Source organism: Enterobacter chinensis (genome assembly GCF_034008295.1).
Lineage (GTDB): Bacteria > Pseudomonadota > Gammaproteobacteria > Enterobacterales > Enterobacteriaceae > Enterobacter > Enterobacter chinensis.
The window spans coordinates 126,073-149,978 of the sequence record NZ_JARDVI010000008.1 but is presented as its reverse complement, the minus strand read 5'-3'; the positions used below and the strand labels follow the sequence as shown (position 1 = coordinate 149,978).

General features: G+C 58.3%; 26 protein-coding genes. 9 read left to right on the top strand and 17 right to left on the bottom strand.

The features are described 5' to 3' along the window. Positions 1-81: 81 nt before the first annotated feature. Positions 82-741, bottom strand: coding sequence for an HAD family hydrolase (locus PYW49_RS21375; protein WP_134348162.1), 660 nt, complete (start codon positions 739-741; stop codon positions 82-84). A 319-nt stretch (positions 742-1,060) separates the two neighbouring features. Here PYW49_RS21375 and PYW49_RS21370 point away from each other — a divergent pair, with 319 nt between their 5' ends. Further along, entirely contained in the window at positions 1,061-1,507 is a 447-nt protein-coding gene (locus tag PYW49_RS21370) for an NlpC/P60 family protein (RefSeq protein ID WP_320387445.1), read from the top strand. Positions 1,508-1,511: 4 nt separating this feature from the next. On the opposite strand, the gene PYW49_RS21365 is transcribed toward PYW49_RS21370, so the two are convergent. Further along, a complete protein-coding gene (locus PYW49_RS21365; RefSeq protein ID WP_045403298.1) occupies positions 1,512-2,306 on the bottom strand; it encodes an SDR family NAD(P)-dependent oxidoreductase in 795 nt (264 codons plus the stop codon). A 32-nt stretch (positions 2,307-2,338) separates the two neighbouring features. Beyond that, positions 2,339-3,220 (bottom strand): LysR family transcriptional regulator, encoded by an 882-nt coding sequence (locus PYW49_RS21360; protein WP_320387444.1) that lies wholly within the window; start codon positions 3,218-3,220, stop codon positions 2,339-2,341. A 99-nt stretch (positions 3,221-3,319) separates the two neighbouring features. Between PYW49_RS21360 and PYW49_RS21355 the strand changes: the two genes are divergently transcribed. From PYW49_RS21355 to arnF, 8 genes are all read left to right on the top strand, one after another. Continuing rightward, positions 3,320-3,826 carry a phenolic acid decarboxylase gene (locus PYW49_RS21355; RefSeq protein WP_024908855.1) on the top strand — a complete coding sequence of 169 codons (507 nt, stop codon included), beginning with the start codon at positions 3,320-3,322 and terminating at the stop codon, positions 3,824-3,826. A gap of 451 nt (positions 3,827-4,277) precedes the next feature. Continuing rightward, positions 4,278-5,417: a UDP-4-amino-4-deoxy-L-arabinose aminotransferase gene (gene arnB / locus PYW49_RS21350; RefSeq protein WP_320387443.1), complete on the top strand. Its 1,140-nt coding sequence runs from the start codon at positions 4,278-4,280 to the stop codon at positions 5,415-5,417. Between the two features lies 1 nt (position 5,418). Then, a complete protein-coding gene (gene arnC / locus PYW49_RS21345; protein ID WP_134348216.1) occupies positions 5,419-6,402 on the top strand; it encodes an undecaprenyl-phosphate 4-deoxy-4-formamido-L-arabinose transferase in 984 nt (327 codons plus the stop codon). Next, the gene (gene arnA, locus PYW49_RS21340) at positions 6,399-8,381 is read left to right on the top strand and encodes a bifunctional UDP-4-amino-4-deoxy-L-arabinose formyltransferase/UDP-glucuronic acid oxidase ArnA (protein WP_320387442.1); all 1,983 of its coding nucleotides are present in this window, start codon (positions 6,399-6,401) and stop codon (positions 8,379-8,381) included. The genes arnC and arnA overlap by 4 nt, the downstream gene beginning before the upstream one ends. Beyond that, positions 8,378-9,280, top strand: a complete 903-nt coding sequence (arnD, locus tag PYW49_RS21335; protein WP_320387441.1) for a 4-deoxy-4-formamido-L-arabinose-phosphoundecaprenol deformylase — start codon at positions 8,378-8,380, stop codon at positions 9,278-9,280. The genes arnA and arnD overlap by 4 nt, the downstream gene beginning before the upstream one ends. After that, on the top strand, positions 9,277-10,932 hold the full coding sequence (gene arnT / locus PYW49_RS21330) for a lipid IV(A) 4-amino-4-deoxy-L-arabinosyltransferase (RefSeq protein WP_320387440.1): 1,656 nt from the start codon (positions 9,277-9,279) through the stop codon (positions 10,930-10,932). Before arnD ends, arnT begins: the two co-directional genes overlap by 4 nt. Beyond that, positions 10,932-11,267, top strand: a complete 336-nt coding sequence (gene arnE / locus PYW49_RS21325; protein ID WP_320387478.1) for a 4-amino-4-deoxy-L-arabinose-phosphoundecaprenol flippase subunit ArnE — start codon at positions 10,932-10,934, stop codon at positions 11,265-11,267. Before arnT ends, arnE begins: the two co-directional genes overlap by 1 nt. After that, positions 11,264-11,653, top strand: coding sequence for a 4-amino-4-deoxy-L-arabinose-phosphoundecaprenol flippase subunit ArnF (gene arnF, locus PYW49_RS21320; RefSeq protein ID WP_320387439.1), 390 nt, complete (start codon positions 11,264-11,266; stop codon positions 11,651-11,653). The genes arnE and arnF overlap by 4 nt, the downstream gene beginning before the upstream one ends. Here the strand turns inward: arnF and acpT are convergent. Genes acpT through PYW49_RS21250 form a run of 14 tightly spaced genes read right to left on the bottom strand, consistent with a single transcriptional unit; the run spans position 11,601 to position 23,904 of the window. Next, a complete protein-coding gene (acpT, locus tag PYW49_RS21315) occupies positions 11,601-12,218 on the bottom strand; it encodes a 4'-phosphopantetheinyl transferase AcpT (RefSeq protein ID WP_134348154.1) in 618 nt (205 codons plus the stop codon). The two genes, arnF and acpT, sit on opposite strands and share 53 nt — an antisense overlap. Before the next feature lie 2 nt (positions 12,219-12,220). Continuing rightward, positions 12,221-13,450 (bottom strand): beta-ketoacyl-ACP synthase, encoded by a 1,230-nt coding sequence (locus PYW49_RS21310; RefSeq protein ID WP_320387438.1) that lies wholly within the window; start codon positions 13,448-13,450, stop codon positions 12,221-12,223. Continuing rightward, complete coding sequence (locus PYW49_RS21305) at positions 13,447-14,178, bottom strand: 3-ketoacyl-ACP reductase FabG2 (RefSeq protein WP_320387437.1); 732 nt, start codon at positions 14,176-14,178, stop codon at positions 13,447-13,449. The genes PYW49_RS21310 and PYW49_RS21305 overlap by 4 nt, the downstream gene beginning before the upstream one ends. Continuing rightward, complete coding sequence (locus tag PYW49_RS21300) at positions 14,175-14,648, bottom strand: ApeP family dehydratase (RefSeq protein ID WP_320387436.1); 474 nt, start codon at positions 14,646-14,648, stop codon at positions 14,175-14,177. The genes PYW49_RS21305 and PYW49_RS21300 overlap by 4 nt, the downstream gene beginning before the upstream one ends. Beyond that, a complete protein-coding gene (locus tag PYW49_RS21295) occupies positions 14,645-15,814 on the bottom strand; it encodes a beta-ketoacyl-[acyl-carrier-protein] synthase family protein (protein WP_320387435.1) in 1,170 nt (389 codons plus the stop codon). The genes PYW49_RS21300 and PYW49_RS21295 overlap by 4 nt, the downstream gene beginning before the upstream one ends. A 1-nt stretch (position 15,815) precedes the next feature. Next, positions 15,816-16,394, bottom strand: a complete 579-nt coding sequence (locus PYW49_RS21290) for a DUF3261 domain-containing protein (protein ID WP_320387434.1) — start codon at positions 16,392-16,394, stop codon at positions 15,816-15,818. Continuing rightward, positions 16,394-18,715: an MMPL family transporter gene (locus PYW49_RS21285; RefSeq protein ID WP_320387433.1), complete on the bottom strand. Its 2,322-nt coding sequence runs from the start codon at positions 18,713-18,715 to the stop codon at positions 16,394-16,396. The genes PYW49_RS21290 and PYW49_RS21285 overlap by 1 nt, the downstream gene beginning before the upstream one ends. Then, complete coding sequence (locus tag PYW49_RS21280; RefSeq protein WP_134348147.1) at positions 18,684-19,289, bottom strand: LolA family protein; 606 nt, start codon at positions 19,287-19,289, stop codon at positions 18,684-18,686. Before PYW49_RS21280 ends, PYW49_RS21285 begins: the two co-directional genes overlap by 32 nt. Continuing rightward, on the bottom strand, positions 19,286-19,708 hold the full coding sequence (locus tag PYW49_RS21275) for an acyl-CoA thioesterase (protein WP_134348146.1): 423 nt from the start codon (positions 19,706-19,708) through the stop codon (positions 19,286-19,288). The genes PYW49_RS21280 and PYW49_RS21275 overlap by 4 nt, the downstream gene beginning before the upstream one ends. 3 nt (positions 19,709-19,711) lie before the next feature. Next, the gene (locus PYW49_RS21270; protein WP_320387432.1) at positions 19,712-21,403 is read right to left on the bottom strand and encodes a glycosyltransferase family 2 protein; all 1,692 of its coding nucleotides are present in this window, start codon (positions 21,401-21,403) and stop codon (positions 19,712-19,714) included. Further along, the gene (locus tag PYW49_RS21265; RefSeq protein WP_134348144.1) at positions 21,394-21,747 is read right to left on the bottom strand and encodes an ApeI family dehydratase; all 354 of its coding nucleotides are present in this window, start codon (positions 21,745-21,747) and stop codon (positions 21,394-21,396) included. Before PYW49_RS21265 ends, PYW49_RS21270 begins: the two co-directional genes overlap by 10 nt. Beyond that, positions 21,734-23,083: an AMP-binding protein gene (locus PYW49_RS21260; RefSeq protein WP_134348143.1), complete on the bottom strand. Its 1,350-nt coding sequence runs from the start codon at positions 23,081-23,083 to the stop codon at positions 21,734-21,736. Before PYW49_RS21260 ends, PYW49_RS21265 begins: the two co-directional genes overlap by 14 nt. Further along, positions 23,076-23,681 carry a COG4648 family protein gene (locus tag PYW49_RS21255; protein WP_320387431.1) on the bottom strand — a complete coding sequence of 202 codons (606 nt, stop codon included), beginning with the start codon at positions 23,679-23,681 and terminating at the stop codon, positions 23,076-23,078. Before PYW49_RS21255 ends, PYW49_RS21260 begins: the two co-directional genes overlap by 8 nt. Continuing rightward, positions 23,653-23,904 carry an acyl carrier protein gene (locus PYW49_RS21250; RefSeq protein ID WP_134348141.1) on the bottom strand — a complete coding sequence of 84 codons (252 nt, stop codon included), beginning with the start codon at positions 23,902-23,904 and terminating at the stop codon, positions 23,653-23,655. The genes PYW49_RS21255 and PYW49_RS21250 overlap by 29 nt, the downstream gene beginning before the upstream one ends. Between the last annotated feature and the right edge of the window lie 2 nt (positions 23,905-23,906).

Sequence of the window (23,906 nt, the reverse complement as noted above, 5' to 3'; positions counted from 1 at the left end):
CATCGCCCGGTGGCGCTTCGCTTACCGGGCCTACGGTTCGAATGTAGGCCGGGTAAGGCGCAGCCGCCACCCGGCAAAAGGCTACTTAATCGGCGAATTCCGGCGCTTGCGCGGATGATGGAAATGCCGCCAGTGCGGATCCTGCGCGGCAGCCAGCAGTTCGTGGTCGCCGCGGGTGTCGCCCCAGGCGCGCAGGTGATAGGCGTTCAGATCGCCATACACTTTTTCCAGTCTTGCCACTTTCTGGGCGCAGCGGCAGTTATTGCCCGTAATGCGCCCTGTCAGCTTGCCGTCTTTCACTTCCAGCTGTGTGCCAATCAGCTTAATGCCCAGTTTGTCGGCCCACGGCTGGAGCACCAGCGCCGGAGACGCAGAGCAAATGGTCACTTCCGCACCGGAATTCACCTCTGCGGCGACGGCCATCACGCCCTCCGGACGCATCAGCTTGCCCCAGTATTTTTCGCAAAACGCCTCCGCCTGCTGGCGTAACCAGTGTTCATCCACGCCCGTCAGGAACGTTTTAATCAGCACTTCCTTCAGCTCATCGCGCGTCAGCTTGCGGCGCACGCAGTGGAGCGTGGGCAGCGCCATACGCACCAGACGACCCGCAAAGTAACGTTTACCAAAGGCAAAACGCAGGAAAGGAATAAAGCTGTCGTGGTGCGTTAATGTCCCGTCAAAGTCAAAGACAGAGAGCACGCTGGATTTCGCCACCGTCTCGTCGGCAATCATATTGGTCATAAATACGTCTTAGCTGAAATACACATTCTGCGAATTAGTTTACCTGCTTTAGCTGGACAGTCCTTACATCACAACCCTTTTTTTCTCAATCTTGCGATCTAAAGTGAGTCCATTTTTGGTCCCGATAAAGATTGGTGAAAAAGTAAGCAGTCTATATTATCGCCACATCGCAAGATATTTAGAGGGAACATTGTCCCTCACAGGTAAGGATAAATTCACTCACAGACTCTCTTTTGATATGACGTTCAGATCGCTTTTTTCAATCCTCACGTTAAGTTTTGCTTCGTTCTCTGCATTAAGTTTTCAACTGCCTGCGTCGATGTTATCGATGAACAGCGAGCTAGCAGCCTCCCCGGCGAAGTCTGCGCTGGTGCACCAGGAAACGGGTCCGCTACGCTCCCGAATTCTTGACCAATATCAGAAATGGAAGGGAACCCAGTACCAGTTGGGCGGAACCACGCAACGTGGGGTGGATTGCTCCGCGCTGATGCAACATCTGTTCAGTGATGCGGCACATCTTGATTTACCGCGCACGACGAGCGAGCAGATCCACCGCGGTGTGCAGGTGGCACAATATCGCCTGAGGCCCGGTGACCTGGTCTTCTTCCAGACCGGTCCGCACCGCAAGCACGTCGGCGTTTATATTGGTGATAGCCAGTTTATTCATGCCTCAAGTAGCCAGGGCGTAACGGTTTCAACCCTGACTGACAACTACTGGCAGGAACACTTCATCACCGCCCGCCGTGTAGCAGGCGCTGCAGCCTGACGGATCAGATAATGTCATCCACGACGCCGCCGTCGACGCGCAACGCCGCGCCCGAGGTGGCGGAGGCCTGGGTCGAACAGACGTAAATCACCATATTGGCTACCTCTTCAACCGTAGCCGCGCGCTGGATAACCGAGCTGGGGCGGTTGGCCATCACAAACTCTTTCGCCAGCTGCTCCAGCGATTTGCCGGTTTTTTCGATTTCATCCTTCATCATTTCCGCGAAACCGTCTGACATCGTCGGCCCCGGCAATACGCTGTTGACCGTCACTCCGCTTCCCGCCACGAACTTCGCCAGCCCGCGCGCCAGCGAGAGCTGCGCCGTTTTGGTCACGCCGTAGTGGATCATATCCGCCGGGATATTGCAGGCCGACTCGGAGGAAATAAAGACCACGCGTCCCCAGCCTTTCTGCACCATGCCCGGCAGCAGGGCGCGGGAGAGGCGTACACCGGACATCACGTTGGTCTGCCAGTAACGTTCCCAGGTTTCATCGTCGGTGGCATAGAAATCCTGCGGGCCGTAAATTCCGGCGTTGTTGACCAGGATATCGACGTTATTCGCAACCTTCAGAAGAGACTCGACCCCTTCTGCCGTGCTGAGATCGGCAATTGCGGCACGCACCTGCACGCCAGGCACCACCTGCTGGAGCTGTTGAATGCCTTTATTCACCGATTCCGTGCTACGGCCATTGACGATCACTTCCGCACCACTCTCTGCCAGACCTCTGGCAATGGCGAAGCCGATCCCGCCGGTTGAGGCAGTCACCAGCGCCACTTTCCCCGCAAAGTCGATTTTCATCATCTGCTCCTTATCGTTTTAACGTTCGGACCTTAAAGCGTAGCAGGTGAGGATGACGGCTCCTGGCTAAAAAGCCGCAACAGTGCCTCGACCTGCTCATCAAGCGGGGCGAGAGAGCGCTTTACAATCAGGTGAAGCGGCGTTGCCCTGCGCGCGCCGTGGCTCAGCGGCAGCCGTTTCAGCACGCCCCGATCCAGCAGGGGCTGGATGCGTTCCTCCGGCAGCCAGCCATACCCGACCTGAGAGACGACGGCTTCAATGGCGGCATCGATGGTAGAGAAGGTCCACGACTCGCCGGCCGCGCGCGCGGCGGTCTGGTTGTCCGCAATCTGGATGAGCGGCCACGGGCGCAGCATGTCGTCGTTAAGCGGCGCGTCGAGCTGAAAGAGGGGGTGCTGGTGATACGCCACGGCAACAAAGTCGATATTCATCAGCCATTCACCGAGCCCGGTCATGTCCTGGCGGCGGGTTAAGACCATCACGTCGGCTTCGTCATTGATGGCATCGGCGCGGGTATTTTCCAGCACTTCGGTGAGACGGACCTGAGTCTGCGGATACTGCTGCTGGAACTGACGGAGGATGGCGAACAGGCGGCGGCGCGGGAAAATGGAGTCCACCACCAGATCCAGCCGCGTGCGCATCCCGTTGCGAAGGGTCCCGGCGCGCGTCTCAACATACGAAAACGCTTTCAGTAGCGGTTTAACCTGGTTGAGAAGGAGCTCCCCGGCGGGCGTTAACACCGCCCGTCGTCCTTCCGGGACCAGCAGCGCCACGCCCAGCCGCTCCTGCAGCAGCGACAGGTTATAGCTCACCGAGGACTGGCTGCGGTGGGTTTCTTCCGCGGCTTTGGCAAAACTGCCCGCCTCAACCACTTTCGCCAGTAAAGACCATTGTTCCAGCGTCGTCTTATGCATGATTCATCTAAAATTTGGATTGGTTTCATTAAAACATAGCGTTATTCATTCATTTTTTGAAGGGGTACGATCGTCTCATCAAAACAAAGGAGACATCTTATGAACACCTTCGACAAACACGACTTAAGCGGCTTCGTTGGCAAACACCTTGTTTATACGTATGACAATGGCTGGAACTACGAGATTTATGTAAAAAATGAGACCACGCTTGATTACCGTATTCACAGCGGTCTTGTGGCCAACCGTTGGGTGAAAGATCAGCAGGCTTACATCGTGCGGGTAGGGGAAAGCATCTATAAAATTTCCTGGACCGAGCCAACCGGTACCGACGTCAGCCTGATCGTGAACCTGGGCGACAAACTGTTCCACGGCACCATCTTCTTCCCGCGTTGGGTCATGAACAACCCGGAAAAAACCGTCTGCTTCCAGAACGATCACATTCCGTTGATGAACAGCTATCGTGATGCAGGCCCCGCGTATCCAACGGAAGTGATTGATGAATTTGCTACCATCACCTTTGTTCGCGACTGCGGTGCAAATAATGAAAGCGTGATTGCCTGCGCGGCCAGTGAATTGCCGAATGATTTTCCTGCTAATCTTAACTAAGCGCGACAGTTGAATGCGCGACAATTGATATTAATAGAAAGTTCCCGGAGGATGACGGAATTCCCCCCAAACCTCCGGGATTTTTATTTTGGTTGAGTATTCATTTACTTTTCTTATAATTTTAATGGAAACGAAATGAAATAGTAGAGTAATCGCTGTGAGTCCACCCACAAAAAACAAAAAAAATAGTTAGAATCACTATCTTGCTGTTGTAAAACGATTTTCTATTCTCTTCTATGTGCTGTTTCCCTTCTGCTTTTCACCTGTCTTAATTTTTTCCTAAGAAAACGACGTTACTTTTGCTTCAGTTGATGGTTTGTTGACATAACTGGTATAGCGACTTAATTTTATTTGGTCTTTATTTAATAACCATCTTGCATGATCCCATTGAGCTGCCCATGACGACAGCGCAGTAAAAGATGACGCCTTTAATACAGCAAGGAAATTAATAATGAGTGATTTTCTGCCTTTTTCGCGACCGTCGATGGGCGCTGAGGAAATTGCGGCGCTTCAGGACGTTTTGATGTCGGGCTGGATCACCACGGGTCCTAAGAATCAGGAACTTGAAGAGGCATTCTGTCAACTTACCGGGAATCAGCACGCGATTGCCGTCTGTTCAGCCACCGCGGGAATGCACGTCACGCTGATGGCGCTGGATATTGGCCCGGGCGATGAAGTCATTACCCCCTCGCAAACCTGGGTCTCCACCCTGAATATGATCGTGTTGCTGGGCGCAACCCCGGTCATGATTGATGTGGACAAAGATACGTTGATGGTGACGCCTCAAGCCGTTGAAGCTGCCATTACCCCGCGTACCAAAGCCATTATTCCCGTTCACTATGCCGGCGCGCCGTGCGAAATTGACGCTATCCATGCCATCGGCGAACGTCACGGTATTCCGGTTATTGAAGATGCGGCCCATGCCGCCGGAACGTACTACAAGAACCGCCATGTGGGCTGGAAAGGGACGGCGATTTTCTCCTTCCACGCCATCAAAAATATGACCTGCGCAGAGGGCGGCTTAGTCGTTACGGATAATGCCCAGCTTGCTGCACGGATCCGCAGTCTGAAATTCCATGGCCTGGGCGTGGATGCCTATGACCGCCAGACGCACGGTCGTGCGCCGCAGGCGGAAGTCATCACCCCAGGCTATAAATACAACCTGGCGGATATCAATGCCGCGCTTGCGCTGGTGCAGTTAGGCAAACTGAAAGAGGCCAACAAACGCCGCCAGGAAATTGCTGAACGCTACCTGCGTGAGCTTGCCGATACCCCGTTCCAGCCGCTCACCATTCCGTCATGGCCGCATGTGCACGCCTGGCACCTGTTTATTATTCGCGTTGATGAAGCTCGCTGTGGGATTTCCCGCGACAACCTGATGGCGGCGCTGAAAGAGAAAGGCATCGGTACCGGCCTCCATTTCCGCGCGGCGCACACGCAAAAATACTACCGCGAGCGTTTTCCTGATGTATCGCTCCCGAATTCTGAATGGAATAGCGCGCGTATTTGTTCTCTCCCTCTTTTCCCGGACATGACTCATGACGACACAACCCGTGTCATTACCGCACTCCATCAGCTTGCAGGACATTGATATGTTCAGTGCACCGCCCGTACAAAAAGTTTCCGTGGTCATCCCGGTTTATAACGAGCAGGAGAGCCTGCCCGAACTGATCCGCCGTACCACGGCCGCCTGCGACACGATGGGTAAGGCTTACGAAATTCTGCTGGTGGATGACGGCAGTAGCGATAATTCCGCGCTGATGCTGACCGAAGCCGCTCAGGCTGAAGGCAGCCATATTGTTGCCGTGCTGCTCAACCGTAACTACGGCCAACACTCGGCGATTATGGCGGGGTTTAGCCACGTCACGGGCGATCTGGTCATCACCCTGGACGCTGACCTGCAAAACCCGCCGGAAGAGATCCCGCGCCTGGTTGCTAAAGCTGATGAAGGCTACGACGTGGTCGGCACGGTGCGTCAAAACCGCCAGGACAGTCTGTTCCGTAAACTGGCCTCGCGGACCATTAACCGTCTTATCCAGCGCACAACCGGTAAAGCGATGGGCGATTACGGCTGCATGCTGCGCGCCTATCGCCGTCATATTATCGACGCCATGCTTCACTGCCATGAACGCAGCACCTTTATTCCGATCCTCGCCAACACCTTTGCCCGTAAGGCAACGGAAATCCCGGTACTGCACGCCGAACGCGAGCACGGGGAGTCGAAGTACAGCTTTATGCGTCTCATCAACCTGATGTACGACCTCATCACCTGCCTGACCACCACGCCGCTGCGTCTGCTGAGCGTTTTCGGCAGCATCATCGCCATTGCCGGCTTTGCGCTGTCCGTCCTGCTGGTCGTGCTGCGACTGGTCTTTGGCCCGCAGTGGGCGGCGGAAGGGGTCTTCATGCTCTTTGCCGTGCTGTTTATGTTCATCGGCGCCCAGTTTGTCGGGATGGGTCTCCTCGGTGAATACATTGGCCGAATTTATAACGATGTTCGCGCGCGTCCGCGCTACTTTATTCAACGTGTCGTCCGTCAGGAACACAAAGCATCTCAAGAGGAAATTCACCCATGAAAGCTGTTGTATTTGCCTATCACGATATGGGGTGCACGGGCACGCTGGCCCTGCTGGAAGCGGGCTATGACATTGCGGCAATCTTTACCCATCCGGACACGGCCGGAGAGAATAACTTTTTCGGCTCCGTGGCGCGTATCGCTGCCGAGCGTGGGATTCCGGTTTATGCCCCGGACGACGTCAACCACCCGCTGTGGGTGGAGCGCATTCGCGCGCTCGCGCCTGATGTGATTTTCTCGTTCTACTATCGCAACCTGCTTTCCGACGAGATCTTAGGTCTGGCTGCAAAAGGGGCCTTTAATCTTCATGGCTCTCTGCTGCCTGCCTACCGTGGCCGCGCCCCGCTGAACTGGGTGCTGGTGAACGGTGAAACGGAAACGGGCGTGACGCTGCACCGCATGGTGCGTCGTGCGGACGCGGGCGCTATCGTGGCACAGCAGAAAGTCGCTATTGATGCGGACGAAACCGCGCTGCAGCTGCATCAAAAGCTGAATGCGACGGCACAGACGCTGCTGCGTGATGCACTTCCCGCTATCCTCAGCGGTACCTTCAGCGAAGCCGCGCAGGATGAGAGCAAGGCAAGCTGCTTTGGCCGCCGCGCGCCGGAAGACGGTCGTCTGGACTGGAACAAGCCAGCCCGCCAGCTGCACAACCTGGTGCGTGCCGTGACCGATCCATGGCCGGGCGCATACAGCTTTGCGGGAGTGAGCAAATTTATCGTCTGGAAATCTCGCGTGCGTGATGATATTCCGGCCGCCAAACCGGGCACCGTCATCTCTGTCTCCCCGCTGGTTGTGAGCTGCGGCGAGCAGGCGCTGGAGATCGTCACCGGGCAAACCGACAACGGCCTGTACGTTCAGGGCACCCAGCTGGCACAGTCTCTGGGTCTGGTGGCAGGGGCACTGATCACCAGCGCGCCGGTTGTGGCTATCAAACGCCGCACCCGCGTGCTGATCCTCGGCGTGAACGGTTTTATCGGTAACCACCTGACCGAACGCCTGCTCAAAGACGATAATTACGAAATCTACGGTCTGGATATTGGATCTGATGCGATCAGCCGTTTCCTCGACAACCCGCGTTTCCACTTCGTGGAAGGGGATATCAGCATCCACTCTGAATGGATCGAGTACCACATTAAAAAATGTGACGTGGTGCTGCCGCTGGTCGCCATTGCCACGCCAATCGAGTACACCCGTAACCCGCTGCGCGTGTTCGAGCTGGACTTCGAAGAGAACCTGAAGATCATCCGCGACTGCGTGAAATACGACAAGCGCATCATCTTCCCGTCCACTTCTGAAGTGTACGGCATGTGTACCGACAAAAACTTCGATGAAGATACTTCCAACCTGGTGGTCGGGCCGATCAACAAACAGCGCTGGATTTACTCTGTCTCCAAACAGCTGCTGGACCGCGTCATTTGGGCCTACGGTGAGAAAGAAGGGCTGCGCTTTACCCTGTTCCGTCCGTTTAACTGGATGGGGCCACGTCTGGATAACCTGAACGCGGCGCGTATCGGTAGCTCCCGTGCGATCACCCAGCTGATCCTGAACCTGGTAGAAGGCTCACCGATCAAGCTTATCGAAGGCGGTAAACAGAAACGCTGCTTTACGGATATCAGCGATGGTATCGAAGCCCTGTTCCGCATCATCGAAAACAAAGATAACCGCTGCAACGGTGAAATCATCAACATCGGTAACCCGGATAACGAAGCGAGCATTCGCGAGCTGGCAGAGATGCTGCTGGCCAGCTTTGAGCGCCATCCGCTGCGCGATAAATTCCCGCCGTTTGCCGGTTTCCGCGAAGTGGAAAGCAGCAGCTACTACGGTAAAGGGTATCAGGACGTTGAGCACCGTAAGCCAAGCATTCGCAATGCGAAGCGCTGCCTGAACTGGACGCCGACGGTGAAGATGGAGTTGACCATTGATGAGACGCTCGACTTCTTCCTGCGCACCGTGGAGCTGTCGGAACAGGACTCATGAAAAAAGTCGGTTTACGCATTGATGTCGACACCTTCAGGGGAACGCGTGACGGCGTACCCAAACTGCTGGAACTGCTGAGCAAGCATGGTGTGCGTTCCAGCATTTTCTTCAGCGTGGGGCCTGACAACATGGGACGCCATTTATGGCGTCTGGTTAAACCGGCATTTCTGTTCAAAATGCTGCGCTCGCGCGCAGCATCCCTTTATGGCTGGGATATTTTGCTGGCCGGCACCGCATGGCCCGGCAGGCGCATCGGCGCGGGTAATGAAGCGGTTATCCGTGAGGCGGCCCAGCATCATGAGATTGGCCTGCATGCCTGGGATCACCATGCCTGGCAAGCCTGGGCTGGCGTCTGGGACATCCCGCGCCTGTCCCGTGAGGTTGAGCGCGGAATGCTGGAACTGGAGGCCATTACCGGCCAGCCCGTGCGCTGCTCCGCCGTGGCTGGATGGCGTGCGGATCAACGCGTCGTGAAAGCCAAAGAAGCGTTCGCGTTTCGCTACAACAGCGATTGCCGCGGAACCGGGCCCTTTTTGCCGCTTTTAGGGGAAAACCGCTACGGTACGGTGCAAATTCCTGTCACGCTTCCTACCTGGGATGAAGTGGTGGGGCGCGAGGTGAAGGCTGAGGCGTTCAATCGCTATATCCTTGACTGCATGCATCGTGACGCCGGTACACCGGTGTATACCATCCATGCGGAAGTGGAAGGGATTGCGTATCAGCATGATTTCGATGCGCTACTGACGATGGCCGCTCAGGAGGGTATTGAATTTTGCCCGCTGAGCGAGCTGCTGCCAGACGATCTCAGTACCCTGCCTGTGGGCAAAGTTGTACGTAATGAACTGGCTGGCCGGGAAGGCTGGCTTGGTTATCAACAAACCGTGAGTTCGGCCCCATGAAAACAGCCCGTTATGGCTTAGCGCTTCTCGCACTGTTTATCGTTTACTACCTCATTCCAGTCGATATCCGCCTGCTGTGGCAGCCTGATGAAACCCGCTATGCGGAAATCAGTCGCGAAATGCTGGCATCCGGAGACTGGGTTGTCCCGCATTTTCTGGGGCTGCGTTACTTTGAAAAACCGATCGCTGGCTACTGGATCAACAGTATCGGGCAATTACTGTTTGGGCATACGAACCTTGCCGTGCGCGCCGGGTCCATATTCTCTACCGGGTTAACGGCGCTGCTGGTTATCTGGATGGCCTGGCGTCTCTGGCGGGATAAGCGGACAGCCATTTTCTCCGGCCTGATCTTCCTGACCCTGTTCCTGGTGTATGGCATCGGTACTTACGCGGTGCTGGATCCCATCATCACCCTGTGGCTGGTGGCGGCAATGTGCAGCTTCTGGCTGGCTTCACAGGCTGAAACCGTTGCCGGAAAAGCGGGTGGCTATGTGCTGCTTGGCCTGGCGTGTGGGATGGGGGTGATGACCAAAGGCTTCCTGGCGCTGGCGGTACCGGTGATTGGCGTCCTGCCGTGGGTGATTGCCCAGAAGCGCTGGAAAGAGGTGCTGATATTTGGCTGGCTCGCAATCCTGAGCTGCGTGCTGATTGTCCTGCCGTGGGCGCTGGCCATTGCGCAGCGTGAGCCTGATTTCTGGCGTTACTTCTTCTGGGTTGAGCATATTCAGCGTTTTGCCCAGAGTGACGCGCAGCATAAAGCACCGTTCTGGTATTACCTGCCGTTCCTGATTGCGGGAAGCCTGCCGTGGCTGGCGCTACTGCCCGGCGCGTTTCGCCTCGGCTGGAATGACAGACAAAACGCCGGAGGGGGGGTCTATCTGCTGGGATGGGTGGTGATGCCGCTGCTGTTCTTCAGCATCGCCAAAGGCAAGCTGCCGACCTATATTCTGCCGTGCTTTGCCCCGCTGGCTATCCTGATGGCGCGCTATGCCTGCCTCGCGGCGGAAAAAGGCGCCAGAGCGTTGCGCATTAACGGCGGGATTAACCTGGCGTTTGGCGTCATCGGCGTGGTGGCGGCGCTGGTGGTCTCGCCGTGGGGACTGTCTAAGCATCCGGTCTGGACGTCGGTTGAATTGTATAAAGTCTTCTGTGCGGTGGTAGCGTTCCTCATCTGGGCTGCGGTAGGCTGGTTTACGTTCAGGCAGAGTCAGCAGCGCTGGTGGCTGGCTGCCTTGTGTCCTGCGGGCCTGGCGTTGCTGATTGGCTTTGCTATTCCTAACCTGGTGGTGGATTCCAAACAGCCGCAGTCGCTGGTCGATACCGTGCGCGAGCCGCTTCAGGACAGCCGATTTGTGCTGGCCAATAACGTTGGCCTGGCCGCTGGCCTGGCGTGGGAGCTAAAGCGTAATGACATCACGCTGTTTGGTCAGAGTGGCGAACTGCGTTACGGGCTGGATTATCCCGATGTGAAAGATCGTTTTGTCGGTAAAGATGATTTCGCGCAGTGGCTGGCGGAGCATCGTCAGCAGGGACGCGTATCACTGGTTATCCTGCTGTCAAAACGCGACGACCTTTCGCGGGCTAATCTGCCAGAGCCGGACAGCGTGTATATCCAGGGCCGTCTGGCCTACCTGCAGTATTTGCCTAAGTGATGACCTGGATCTGGCTGATACTGGCAAGCTTGCTAAGCTGCGCAGGGCAGCTGTGCCAGAAACAAGCCACCCGTCCGGCGAAAGCCGGGCGGCGTGGCGCGCATATCGCTCTGTGGCTTGGTCTCGCATTGCTGGCGCTGGGCAGCGGGATGCTGGTCTGGCTGGTGGTGCTGCAACGTCTGCCTGTTGGCATTGCCTACCCTATGCTGAGCCTCAATTTTGTCTGGGTGACGCTGGCGGCGAAAGCATTCTGGCGTGAGAACGTCGCGTCGCATCACTGGCTGGGGGTTGGGTTCATCATCATTGGGATTATTATCCTGGGAGGGAGCCTGTGAAAGGGGCATTCTGGGCCTTATGCAGCGTGCTGTTAGTCAGCGCCGCGCAGCTGCTGCTGCGAAGCGCTATGCAGGCATTGCCACCCGTCAGCGATATCCTGGCGTTTATTTCTGCACTGTGGCACTTCTCGTCCGGCACCGGCGCGTTGCTGCTGGGATTGATAGGGTATGTGGCCTCGATGGGCTGCTGGTATCTGGCGCTGCATCGAATGGCGCTCAGCAAAGCGTATGCCCTGCTGAGTCTCAGTTATATTCTGGTGTGGGGCGCCGCGATCCTGCTGCCAGGCTGGGGGGAGCGCTTCTCCTGGCACGGGCTGGTGGGCGTCGGGTTTATTATTCTGGGTGTGTTAGTGATTTTTCTGCCCCGAACGCCCCAAAGTGAATAATCGACTCGGTGGTCAGGGTATATGGCGTCGTTGTACAGACGGCCAGGCTCAGCGAGCCTATCTGTAACTGGCTGACCGCGTGTGCCTGCGCCGTGCTATCAATACTGACAATCTGCCAGGCACTGCCGCCACGCTGTTTCACAATCGCTTCTTTCCGTGTCCAGATACGCCAGAACGCGGAAAGTTGCTCCTCCGGCGCTACACGCTCCAGCTCATCGTGCTCTGTCATGCTGAAGACGGCATTGGCCAGAGCCTGCCAGTTTTGTCGGGGCCGAATCACTTCAATATCGCAACCGACTTCGCCTTCATCGCTCATCAGTAAGGCGATATCGTCACCGCTATGGCTCAGGTTAAACCACAGCGGACTCCCCTTCGCAAAGGCCGGTTTTCCTTGCTCGCCGTAAATGATGTCGGGGAGCGGGAGAGGAGATAACGTTCTGGCGAGCAGCGTCCTGCCCGCCAGCCAGGAGGCATGTCGGGCACCCTGAGGTGCTCTGTCTGCGAGCGTTGACGCCAGCGGGTCCGCGCAAAGGGTGGAGATTTTTCCCAGTACAAACTGGTACATAGTTACGCCCAGCGTTTAATGATAATCGAGGTGTTGATGCCGCCAAATGCGAAGTTATTGCTCTGCAGATACTCGCAATCGATCTGGCGTGCTTTTCCCATAATATAATCTAAAGCACCGCATTGCTCATCTGGTTGCTTTAAATTGAGCGTCGGGGCAAACCAGCCTTCACGCATCATCTGCACACTCATCCATGCTTCCAGCGCACCGCAGGCCCCTAACGTGTGGCCAAAATAGCTCTTCAGCGAAGAGACAGGCACTTTGTCGCCATAGATGGCAGCAGTGGCCAGGCTTTCAGCAATATCACCGCGATCGGTGGCGGTACCATGTGCGGAAATATACCCTATGTCCGTGGCGCTTAAGCCCGCCATCGCCAGCGATTGCTCCATGCAAATCTGCATGGTTTCACGCTGTGGCTGGGTGATATGCGCCGCATCACAGTTGGTGGCAAAGCCCACGATTTCGCCATAGATGGTGGCCCCGCGCGCTTTGGCGTGCTCCAGCTCTTCCAGAATCAGCGTGCCAGCCCCTTCACCGATGACGAGGCCATCGCGCTCTGTATCGAATGGCGACGGCGTGGTTTTCGGTGCGTCGTTGCGCTGGCTGGTGGCGAACAGCGTATCAAATACCGCCGCTTCTGACGGACAAAGCTCCTCGGCGCCCCCGGCAACCATGACGGTTTGATAGCCGTGGCGAATGGCTTCCCAGGCGTAACCAATTGCCTGGCTGCCGGAGGTACAGGCGCTCGACGTGGGAATGACGCGCCCCCGCAGACTAAAGAACAGCCCGGTATTGACCGCAGTGGTATGCGGCATCATCTGCACATAGGTGGTGCCGGTGATGTTATTGGTGTGTTTTTCCATCAGCATGGAGGCGAAGTCGCTGACCGGCCCCGTGCTGCCCGTCGACGATCCATAGGCGATGCCGGTTTGACCCTGCGTCAGCACCGCGTCATCGATCAATCCCGCCTGCTCAAGCGCCAGTTCGGTGGCGCGGGTTGAGAGCAGCGACACGCGGCCCATGGCGCGAATGCGCTTACGGGTATAGTGTGCCGGGAGGGTGAAGTCCTCGATGGGCGCGGCCAGCAGCGTTTGCAGACCGTCATACTCCCGCCACTCATTCATGGTGCGCACGGCGTTTTCGTAGCCGAGCAGACGCTGTGAAATGGTCGGCCAGTTCTCGCCAAAGGCGGTCACACCCCCCATCCCCGTAATCACCACCCGACGCGTCATAGCATCCCCCCGTTGATCGAGATCACCTGGCGAGTCACATAGCCTGCACGGTCCGACATCAGATAGCTCGCCAGCCCGGCCACCTCGTCGGCCTGACCCATACGTTGCATCGGGATCATGGACATGGCCTCTTTCAGCGCGGCCTCTTCCATCTCGATCATGCCGGTATCAATCAGCCCTGGTGCGATGCAGTTGACGGTGATTTTGCGCTTTGCCAGCTCAATGGCCAGGGCTTTGGTGGCACCGATAATACCGGCTTTGGCAGCGCTGTAGTTCACCTGTCCACGGTTGCCCATCACCCCTGAAACGGATGACAGGGTGATAATTCGCCCGCCTTTGCGGGTGCTTATCATCGGCATAATGCAGGGATGAATGACGTTATAAAAACTGTCGAGGTTGGTGTGGATGACGCTGTCCCAGTCCTCTTCGCTGAGCGCCGGAAACGCGCCATCGCGGGCGATCCCGGCATTACTGACCACGCCATACCATGCACCAAACGTACTGATTTCCTGTTCCAGAACCTCGCGGCACTGCTCGCGGTTGCCCACGTCAAACGTCAGTAAACGGCCCGTTCCACCGGCCTGAACAATCTCATCCAGCGTCTCTCTGGCGCCGTCAGCATCACGATGGTAATGCACGCCCACGGTGAAACCGTCAGCCGCAAGCTGACGGGCGATTGCGCGGCCAATGCCTTTGCTGGCCCCGGTGACCAGTACGGAACGTGTCATGATGGAGCTCCCTGAATGAAAAGTGAGGTTAATTCGTCCTCGCTGGGCTGGAAAGTATTCACGCGGCCCGTGGCAAGAGGGGCGGTATCTGCCCGGATGATGCATTCAAAGCTGCCAAAACGTTCATCCTGCATCAGGCGTTCGATGGAAATGGTCAACGTGGTACCTGCTCCAAAGCGTCCTGCGCCGCAGACCAGCTCGCGCGCACCCAGCACCATGCCAAGCGCACTGTGGGGCAGGCCTTTCTGCAGACGTTGCCATTCAGACCAGACGCCCACGGTCTGGGCCATCAGTTCCAGCGCAAACCAGCCCGGCAGATCGCCGTCAGCGTTCAGGAAGGGGGCAAGGACACCGTGCCTGTCGACCGTGACGCTGCACACCGCGCCGCTGTCGGAGACACGCTCAACGCGCTCCAGCAGCATCATCGGCGCGTCGTGAGGAAGGTAGTCGCTGGGAGATAAATAACTCATGACACTCTCCCCAGCAGAAGGCTGGCGTTGTTACCGCCGAAGGCGAATGAGTTCGATAAAATCACCGGTTTTTTCAGCGCTACGCTCTTGTGCAGTAGGCCACAGGCAGGCAGCGTATCGTCTGGTGCGTAGCGGGCAAAATCCTGCGGCGGCAGCGGCAGGTCACGGGTCAGGATCAGCCAGCTTAATGCCGCTTCGGTGATCCCCGCCGCGCCAAGCGTATGGCCGGTTAAATGTTTGGTGGAGCTGCACGGTACCCGGTCGCCAAAGAGGGCGCTAATCACGCTCGCCTCTATGCGATCGTTGAGAGGGGTGGCGGTGCCGTGCAAATTAATATAACCCACGTCATCGGCCATCATTCCCGCCTCATTCAGCGCCTGGGTAATCGCGCGGATCGCCCCTTCCCCCTGCGGATGTGGGGCAGAGATATGGTAAGCATCGCTCGATTCCCCCGCCCCCAGCAGCGCAACCCGATCCGGTTCGCGGGTCAGCACCATGAGTGCCGCCGCTTCACCAATGGTGATCCCCCGGCGGTCGCGGCCAAACGGTTCGCACTGCGTCGGCGAGAGCGACTCAAGGCTGTTAAAGCCGTTGACCGGCATCCGGCTTAAGCTATCTGCACCGCCAACAATCGCCACGTCCACCAGCCCTGCGTCGATCAGACGCTGTCCGCTGATGATCGCCCGAGCGCTGGAGGAGCAGGCTGTCGAGATGGTATACGCCGGACCGTCCAGCTGCAGCCAGTCGGCCAGGAAGCGGGAGGGGTCACCCAGCTCCTGTTGCGGATACTGCCATTGTGGGCTGGGTTCTCCGTTCAGGGAAAGGCGCACGTACTCATCGCCTTCATCCAGCCCCGAGGTGCTGGTGCCGAGCACCACCGCCACGCGGTCGCGCCCCACGCGCGCAATGGCGGCCTCGACGGTAGGCTGAATCTGTGCCAGCGCCGCCAGCAACAGCTGATTGTTACGGCTGCGATGCGCTGACAGGCTATCCGGTATTGGCGGCAGTTCACCCTCAACACCGCCCAGGATGGCATCGGGCAATCCCTGTAGCCATCCGGCGCGAGGACGCATACCGGGAGCAATCCCGGCGTTCAGGTTTGCCGCGATCTCGTCGGCCGAGTTGCCCAGCGCGTTGACCATGCCAACAGCGGAAATGTAAATCATCTCAGTCACCCAGATATTGAATGGTGATGTGGTATTTAAAAACGTGCTGCTCAATGCTGATCGGCTCGCGCTTACCTTTGCGCTGCAGGTAGACAATCTCGGTCACCAGTTTGTCGTCGGGGTTACGCAGTTCGCGTCGGGTGCCAGTATCGTTTAGCGTCCAGCCTTTCGGCAACTGCGGCTGCCAGGCGCTGAGTGGCCAGTGGCTGAGCATCACATCCGCCAGCACCTGGCTGGCGGGTGGCAACTGCGGCATAACGACAGACTGCTCGGTGTGGATCCCGGTGCCATCATAGGTTGCGAGGAACAGGCGGATCCCCACCGAGGAGAGCCCGGCCAGCGTCACTTTTTGCCCGTCAGCGTTCAGCAGAACCAGCAGCGACTGGGTCTGGCCGTTAAACCGGCCGGTCAGTAACTGCTGTGAGCGGATTGCCGGGGTAATGCCAGGCGGCGGCAGCGTCACCTGAGTTCCCGGCTGAAGCCAGGCCTGCGGGCGCGTCCCTTCAGTATCGGTCGAATGACTGCAGCCTGCCAGCAGCAACGCCGCAGCCAGCGCGGCGGCGCGGTAAAAAGCGTTCATTATCGTTTTCTCTCGTTCTTAACCGGCATCGCCAGCGGGGCCAGCAGGAAGGCGGTGAAAATGCCGCTTACCAGCACAATACCGAAGCTGCTGATGGCCTGCGTCGCGCTGAACACCAGCATGCCCAGCGTCAGCAGCGTGGTCATCATCGCCAGGGTGATGGCCAGCATCGACGTCAGCGGCGTGCCGCGGGGGTTACTGAAAAATAGCGTGTAGTTGATGCCAATGCCGAGCACCAGCACCAGCGCCAGCAGTGAAAACAGATTAACCGAATGCCCGGCGACGGCCAGCGCCGCCAGCCCGCAGCTGAGCGACAGCACCGATGGCACCAGGCTGATAAGCCCTTTACGCCAGCCAAGACGGATCATCGCGCCGCAGGCAATCACCGCCAGCGCTACACACAGTAGCCCCGTCAGCAGGGTGCGGTAGAGGGCAAACAGGCTGTCAAAGCTGGCCTTGCGATCGACCCAGACAACCCCTTTATGGCGGACGGCCAGCTCGCTGAGTGCCGCGCTGTTTTTGACGCCGTCCACCGGAACGAGTACGCCACTTTCGCCGCCTGGCAGGGTCAGCCAGAGCAGACGCCAGCCTTCGCTGACCGGGCTGGCAAGCCAGGCCTCCACGCTGACAGGCATGGCTGCCAGATTCGGTGAGACGGTGTTAAGCCCCGCATTGTGCAGCACGTTCGTTACCGCCGGCGCGGCGTTGTGCAACAGCGCAAGGTCGCTTTTTTGACGCGCCATCGAGTTCAGCGGCAGGGTTCGCCAGCCTGCAAGCTCACCCATTTTTTGTGCCTGCGCCAGCGCCGGGGTGAAGGCCTCCAGCCGCTCCAGCGTTTGCTGGGCCGACGCGCCGTAAACCACAAACCACTTCTGATCGACGCTCTGGCCGGTCAGGGCGGTAATGGTCTTCTCCTGCGCCAGAATCGCTTTCGGTAGCGCCTGCAGCTGGGCAATATCGTCGTCCACCTTCAGGGTGCTAATCCCTGCGGCGGAAAGGAGCGCCAGCGTGACGGGCAGGCCAACAGCAAGCGTTTTTTTACGTCGCCAGGCGGCCAGCCAGCGCGACATCAAACCCCTGGCCGGAACCGGGCGTACCGGCAAACCGCGGCACAGCCAGGGATGCCAGAAGATCACCGTCAGACAGGAAGCGCTCAGCCCCACGGCGGCAAACAGCGCCATCTGGCGGATCCCAGGGAAGGGGGCCAGCATCATAATCAGGTACGCCACGACGGTCGTCAGGAGCGCCAGCAGCAGGGCATGACGTACTTTGTCCAGGCTTTGCCACGGTGAACTTTCGCTACCGTGCACCATCCGCTCGGTCAGGTAATACAGGGTGTAATCTGCCGAAATTCCGATGATGCTCATGCTCATCACCAGCGTCATCAGGTGCAGCTCGCCAAAAAGCAGCAGGGTGGCGACCGTGCCCGCCAGCGCGCCGATGCTAATGGAGACGGCGCACAGCAGCAGCGGCCGAACGGAGCGAAACGTCGCCACAATCAGCAGGAGCACGCCCAGAAGTGTGGTGACACCGAGCGTTGAGATATCTCGTTTGGCCTGCTGGCTGGCGTAATCGCTGTAAAACACCGTGCCGCGAGACAACAGCTGCGCCTGCGGATAGTGCGCTTTGAGCTTCACCTCCAGCGCCTTAAGGGTGGTCACCAGCCGGTGGGTTTGCTGCATATCAAAGGAGGAACCGGCCAGCTCGCCGTGCAGCAGATACCAGGTGTTTCCGGCTTCATCCTGCGTCACCAGCCAGCCATCAATCAGCCGCATTTTCTGGCCGTTTTGCGCCAGCGCGAGCTGCGAGCCGCGCATCAGCATCAGGGGATCGTTTTGCAGCTCCTTGCCGCTCACGCCGGAAAAGGCCGAATAAAGCTGGGATAAAATCCACTGTGCCTGCGCTTCGCCGCCGTTTTGCAGGCGGGCGCGGGTGGCCGGATCGATCAGGCCATTTCGGTGCTGCCAGAAGAATTCTCCCCAGGCTTTTTGACCGGCGGCGTCCATCGGGCCTTTGACCTCACTGAGCGAGCCACTGTTTTGCAGCAGTTCCAGCCATTGCTGCGCCACGCGCGGATCCGGATCTTTGCCTGGGCTGACCAGCCAGACCAGCTGGCGGTCGAGCCGCTGCATAAACCCGTCGTTAAGCGCCGGGGGAATGGCCCCCAGCGTCTGTTTCGGCAACATGGCCAGCACGCTGCTGTTAAGGCGCGCACCGGGCAGCAGCGACAGCAGCACGCCCAGCAGAATCAGGCATAGCGTGGCCCACAGCAGCGCCGGGCGCAGGGATTTACGGTGCGGCAAAGCGTTGGCGTTCGTCATCGGTCAGGCTGGCGGGCGTCAGCTGGTGGCGGCTGAGGGTGATATCTGTGCGGTCGCCCTGTTTGTCGTTGAGACGAACGGACTCCAGATACGTTGCACCGCCCAGATCGAGGGTGGCGAAAATCTTGTCCAACGGCGTCGTTTTTGGGGTGAGCACCAGCGACCAGCGGCCTTCTCCCAGGTCTTTAAAATCGATGCGGAAGTTTTCTTCCAGCACCTTGCGGTCGGCCTGGAACAACGCCCGCAGCAGGTGGTTAAACTGGAACATCTGCGGGTTATTCTCGGCGGTAATGGTCTGCGGCGGCTGGCCGTTGATCGCCTGAACCATTCGTTTGTCGTCCAGCAGCAGCGTCATGGGGAACGGGGCTTTTTGATCCCACAGCAGGCCGCTATCGCGGGCGATCAGCATCTCGCCCTGGGAACGCAGCGGCTGCGGCATATCTTTTATCGTGCGAACCTGCTCGAAGTGCGCGCGCACCACAGGTTGCTCTGTGAAGCGCTGCTGCAACTCATCCAGCGTCACGGCGCTGACCAGCGGGCTGAAGATCAGCGCCAGCAAAGGCAACCATTTCATGGCGTCACTCCCATACGTTCAAACAGTATTGCCGGGCTGACAAAGCACATTTCGCGGGTGGCCTCGTCGACCGCCACCTGGATGGTGTAACCGGTCGTGGTCCGTTTACCGGTCTGCGCGTCGAAGATTTGATAGGCAATGCGCAGCCGATTTTCATACTCTTCAATGTGCGCACGTACCCGGATTCGTTGCTCAAACGTCACCGCATCGCGGTACTTCACACGCGTATCGACAACCGGCCAGACGTAGCCCGAGTCCTTCATCTGGCGATAGCCGTAATCGAACTGATTGAGCAGAGCCTCGCGGGCAATCTCAAAGTAACGGAAATAGTTACCGTGCCAGACCACGCCCATCATATCGACGTCGTGGAACGGGACGGTTAACTCAACTTCCGTCGTAAAGCGGGGATCGGTCAGCACCCTTTACTCCTTCTCGGCGATCTCGGGCAACTGCCAGAAATCGAAAAAATTAAACCAGTCGAGCGGCGACAGTAAGGCGTAATGCTCCAGCCGCTGGGCATAGCGATCGACAGTCTGTTGCAGCGCCTGCTGGCGTTCACCGCGAGGCAGGAGCAGCGGGTCGGCAAACGGTTCGCAGTGCAGGGTAAGCTTCCCCTGCTGGCTGAGGGCAAAAATCAGCACCACCGGACAGCGCAAAATAGAGGCCAGGATAAATGGCCCCTGCGGGAACGGCGCGGGCTGGCCCATAAAATCGCTCCAGATCACGCGCCAGCTGCCGCCGCGCTGTGGCGTGACGGCGATCCGGTCGCCCACGATGGCTACCCACTCTCCGCGATCCAGTTTTTCTTTAATCAGGATAGCGGTCTCCGGGCCGATGTCGGTGACGGGCATCAGGTTAATGCCCGCCTGCGGAGCCATCTCTTCCATGATCTGCTTAAAGCGCTGGGCGTTATCGCTAAAGACCAGCGCGTTGATGGTTTTTCCCCCTTCACGCTGGGCCAGCGCCCGGCAGGCTTCCACATCGCCAAGATGCGAAGCCAGCAGCAGTTTGCCCTGAGGGTCGTCCAGCCCCAGCGCCTCGCTGGCGCCCGGCGCAAATACCAGATCGCGATGAAGGTGCATCTCGCCGCGCCAGCTGGCCACTTTGTTCAGCATGGCTTGACCAAAACGCAGGAAGTGGAAAAAGCTGTGCAGCCGGGGTGGCTGAGGGATCTGCCGCTGCGCCATAACCTGCTTAACGCGCCTCAGCCATTGCCGCGATGCGTGACGCGCCGAACGAGCGGTTAGCCAGTAAACGGCCGTGACCGGCCACAGCAGGAGGGTGAAGGCCTTGCGCCCAAGCAGCTGCCAGACGCGTAACATCAGGCGCATTCCCCACAGCCCTTTCACTTCCTGCTGTTGCGCCCAGTGCTGCGGGCGATGGCGCATCAGCAGGGAGGGGATGCGCGGCAGCATTCCCAGGAACAGACGGGTATGCATCAGCGAGATGCGCACGTTATCTTTTAGCGCATCGAAGTGGGATACACCATCTGCCGGGTAGGTGACACGGGTCGGCAGAAAATAGCTCGTATTGCCCTGCCAGTAGAGACGGACCATCACTTCCGTATCAAAATCCATGCGCTTGCCGAGCGACGTCCGGGCGGCAAGCTGCATGACCGGTGCAATCGGGTAGACCCGAAAGCCGCACATGCTGTCTTTCAGCTGCAGGGACAGGGTCTCAATCCAGACCCATACGTGCGTTATCCAGCGTCCGTAGAGGCGCGCGCGTGGAATAGAGTCATCGTAAACGGGCTGACCGGAAATCAGTGCATCAGGGTGACGTTGCGCCAGCGCCAGAAACCGGGGGATATCTTCAATGGCGTGCTGGCCATCGGCGTCCACCTGGATCGCATGGGTGAAGCCGCGCTCAGCGCAGGCTTTCAGCCCCGCCATCACCGCCACTCCTTTGCCGCTGTTTTTCGCCAGACGCAGTAGCGTGACCTGAGGATGCTGCTCCGCTAAGTGTGCAAGGGTGCGGCGCGTGTGTTCTTCACTGCCGTCGTCCACCACCAGGCACGGGAGTTCAAACGGCGCCAGGCGTGCGAGCACCGTTGCCATCATCGCACCGTGGTTGTAGCAGGGGATCAGCACGCAGGGACGGAACGTTACTGACATAGGCGAATCTTCCCGCTGCTGGCGGTATGGCGCTCGCTGCCCGCATGGCGCTGGTAGCTGAAGCTGAGCATCTGACGTGCGGGGTGCCAGTCAAGGACCAGCGTCACCGTGTTGTCCGGCAACAGTGGGGCGGCAAACTTCACATTCTGAATGCTGTGAAAACGGTAGCCCGGTGCCATCAGGGTGATGGCGTAATGCATGACCCAGTCGAGTTGTGCAACGCCCGGGAGCAGCGGCTGGACGGCAAAATGCCCCTTAAACCAGAGCAGGTCAGGATCAAGATAAAGGGTTATCTCCAGATGCTCCGGCTGGGGCTGGTGGCGTTCGATTTCATGAATCTTCATGAAATAGCTCCTGTAACTGCGCAGTCACACGCTTGTTCATGCTGTTGACCGGGATTTCATCGACGATCCGCCAGTAGCGGGGCACGGCAACCGGTTCAAGGCAGGGGCGAAGGGCGCGACGCCAGGCGGATTCCTGAGCATTTCTACCCACGTTATCTCTGTGCAAACGCGCCGCGTCGCTGAGCACCAACAGCACGCCAATGGCCTGGCGTCCACGGCGCGAGACCGCCAGCGCGGCGGCGTCGCAGATGCCGTCCAGCGCCAGTAACCTCTGCTCAATCTCATCGAGCGAAATGCGTTTATCTTCAATTTTGACCACCCGACCCCGGCGTCCAACGATGTTGAACTGCCCGTCAGCCGCGAAGTGCAGGATATCATCCAGCGCTATCCCTTCTGCCTCGTGGATCAGCGGCGACGTCACGCGATCGCCGTGGAACGTCACGCCGGGGAATGGCTGCCAGAGCGTGGTTTCATCCTGACGGTGACGCCAGGCCATGACTCCCGTTTCGGTGCTGCCGTAGATTTCATCGGGCCAGACGTTGAGCCAGCTCTGAAACGCGGTGATGTCTCGCCAGGGCAGTACGCCCCCTGCGGAGAAGAGCAGGGCAATGGGAGGCGGCGTCAGTGCCGTATCCAGCCGCTTGAGGAACGCCGGGCTGCTGATGAAAAGATAGCGTTTGTCGTGGGACAGGGCTGAGAGCTGCTCGGCATAGTTGAGCAGACGGGCATGTACTGATAGACCGAGCGCCATGGGTAAGACGACGCGAAACGTCAGGCCATACAGGTGATGCAACACCACGGATGCCACGACGCTACAGCCCGTCAGTCGTTCGCCAAACCGGTCAGCGAGTAAACGGGCTTCCCGATCCAGGCTAATAACCGGCTTAATCACCCGCTGCGGCACGCCGGTAGAGCCAGAGGTAAAAAGCTCGATCACGCGCGTATCGTCAATGGCAGGCAGGGGGGAAAAGTCGTTGTTTGTTCGCGGCGTGGAAGCCACCAACCGCTGCCGCCCCGAGAAGTCGAGCGTTGTGTCACTCAGGACGCCGCTGAACATGGCCCGCTGTTCGTTAAGCTGCGCAGCCCGGCTGTGGCCGGGGAGCACGGGCGTTTTACCCGCATGAAGCGTCGCCAGCAGGGCGACGATAAAAAGATAGCCGTTTTCAAAACAGAGCGCCCAGCGCTCGCCTTCCTCCTGACGCAGCATGTCGACCAGCCGCGTGACATCGTGGCGCAGGTCGCCGAGGGTCCAGACGCGTTCGTCGAGCCAGGCGATCGGTGCCTCATCAGGACGCGGGGCATTTAGCCACTGGCTAAGAGGAAGGGGTTTACTCATCGTTCTCTCTTTTCATCACCCGCTGGCGCACCAGCCACTCGGAGGCCATCAGCGTTCCCATCAGGATGTAGGCAATTACCCCGTTCCACAACGTCCACAGGCGCATGTCGGCGTACAGCACGGTAAACAGCGCGATTGCCCCGTTGCCGATAAAAAAGCCGCACCAGACTTGAGTGACCTTGCGCGTGTAACGCACCCCGGCAGGAGACAAGTGGGGCTCGCGTATCCGCGCCAGCCGTTCAACCATCGGCATGGATGTCCACAGCGAGCCCCCAAAGACCACCAGCATCACCAGATTGACGACCACCGGATAAAACAGTACCCACTGGTGAGCGTGCAGAAGCGCGCTCGCAACGCACAGAACCACCCCGGCCAGCGTCACGCTCAGGAAAACGTAGCGCAGGGGACCGCTATGTTGGCGCGCCTGATATAAACGCAGCAGCAACACCAGCGCCATCACGGGCAGTATCCACTGTAAATTGTGGCTTGCAAGGCCATAGCCAATCAAAAAAGGCCATGCCAGCAGCATCAGGCCCGTCAGTATCGGGATGAGCGGAATGGCAGGCACGTCAGGCTTCGCGCTGGAGTTGTTCCACAACGTCCACGATGTCCTGAACGGTGCGCACCGCTTTGAAGGTCTCAGGCTTAATTTTATGGCCCGTCTTCTTCTGCAGGTTAACCACCATATCTACGGCATCTATGCTGTCGAGATCCAGGTCTTCGTAAAGCCGGGCCTCCGGCGTAATGTCCTCAGGGGCGAGTTCAAAAAGTTTAATAAGAAGCGCAGAGACTTCCTGATAAATCGTTTCTTGTTCTGTCATAG

Bases quoted from the DNA above. Each gene is read 5' to 3' on its own strand.
- PYW49_RS21360 (WP_320387444.1), bottom strand. From the start codon at position 3,220: ATGCATAAGACGACGCTGGAACAATGGTCTTTACTGGCGAAAGTGGTT.
- PYW49_RS21265 (WP_134348144.1), bottom strand. From the start codon at position 21,747: ATGAAGATTCATGAAATCGAACGCCACCAGCCCCAGCCGGAGCATCTG.
- PYW49_RS21280 (WP_134348147.1), bottom strand. From the start codon at position 19,289: ATGAAATGGTTGCCTTTGCTGGCGCTGATCTTCAGCCCGCTGGTCAGC.
- arnB (WP_320387443.1), top strand. From the start codon at position 4,278: ATGAGTGATTTTCTGCCTTTTTCGCGACCGTCGATGGGCGCTGAGGAA.
- arnT (WP_320387440.1), top strand. From the start codon at position 9,277: ATGAAAACAGCCCGTTATGGCTTAGCGCTTCTCGCACTGTTTATCGTT.
- PYW49_RS21310 (WP_320387438.1), bottom strand. From the start codon at position 13,450: ATGACGCGTCGGGTGGTGATTACGGGGATGGGGGGTGTGACCGCCTTT.
- acpT (WP_134348154.1), bottom strand. From the start codon at position 12,218: ATGTACCAGTTTGTACTGGGAAAAATCTCCACCCTTTGCGCGGACCCG.
- arnC (WP_134348216.1), top strand. From the start codon at position 5,419: ATGTTCAGTGCACCGCCCGTACAAAAAGTTTCCGTGGTCATCCCGGTT.
- PYW49_RS21285 (WP_320387433.1), bottom strand. From the start codon at position 18,715: ATGACGAACGCCAACGCTTTGCCGCACCGTAAATCCCTGCGCCCGGCG.
- PYW49_RS21355 (WP_024908855.1), top strand. From the start codon at position 3,320: ATGAACACCTTCGACAAACACGACTTAAGCGGCTTCGTTGGCAAACAC.
- arnA (WP_320387442.1), top strand. From the start codon at position 6,399: ATGAAAGCTGTTGTATTTGCCTATCACGATATGGGGTGCACGGGCACG.
- PYW49_RS21250 (WP_134348141.1), bottom strand. From the start codon at position 23,904: ATGACAGAACAAGAAACGATTTATCAGGAAGTCTCTGCGCTTCTTATT.
- PYW49_RS21295 (WP_320387435.1), bottom strand. From the start codon at position 15,814: ATGATTTACATTTCCGCTGTTGGCATGGTCAACGCGCTGGGCAACTCG.
- PYW49_RS21370 (WP_320387445.1), top strand. From the start codon at position 1,061: ATGTTATCGATGAACAGCGAGCTAGCAGCCTCCCCGGCGAAGTCTGCG.
- arnE (WP_320387478.1), top strand. From the start codon at position 10,932: ATGACCTGGATCTGGCTGATACTGGCAAGCTTGCTAAGCTGCGCAGGG.
- PYW49_RS21290 (WP_320387434.1), bottom strand. From the start codon at position 16,394: ATGAACGCTTTTTACCGCGCCGCCGCGCTGGCTGCGGCGTTGCTGCTG.
- PYW49_RS21365 (WP_045403298.1), bottom strand. From the start codon at position 2,306: ATGAAAATCGACTTTGCGGGGAAAGTGGCGCTGGTGACTGCCTCAACC.
- PYW49_RS21375 (WP_134348162.1), bottom strand. From the start codon at position 741: ATGACCAATATGATTGCCGACGAGACGGTGGCGAAATCCAGCGTGCTC.
- PYW49_RS21260 (WP_134348143.1), bottom strand. From the start codon at position 23,083: ATGAGTAAACCCCTTCCTCTTAGCCAGTGGCTAAATGCCCCGCGTCCT.
- arnD (WP_320387441.1), top strand. From the start codon at position 8,378: ATGAAAAAAGTCGGTTTACGCATTGATGTCGACACCTTCAGGGGAACG.
- PYW49_RS21270 (WP_320387432.1), bottom strand. From the start codon at position 21,403: ATGTCAGTAACGTTCCGTCCCTGCGTGCTGATCCCCTGCTACAACCAC.
- PYW49_RS21305 (WP_320387437.1), bottom strand. From the start codon at position 14,178: ATGACACGTTCCGTACTGGTCACCGGGGCCAGCAAAGGCATTGGCCGC.
- PYW49_RS21300 (WP_320387436.1), bottom strand. From the start codon at position 14,648: ATGAGTTATTTATCTCCCAGCGACTACCTTCCTCACGACGCGCCGATG.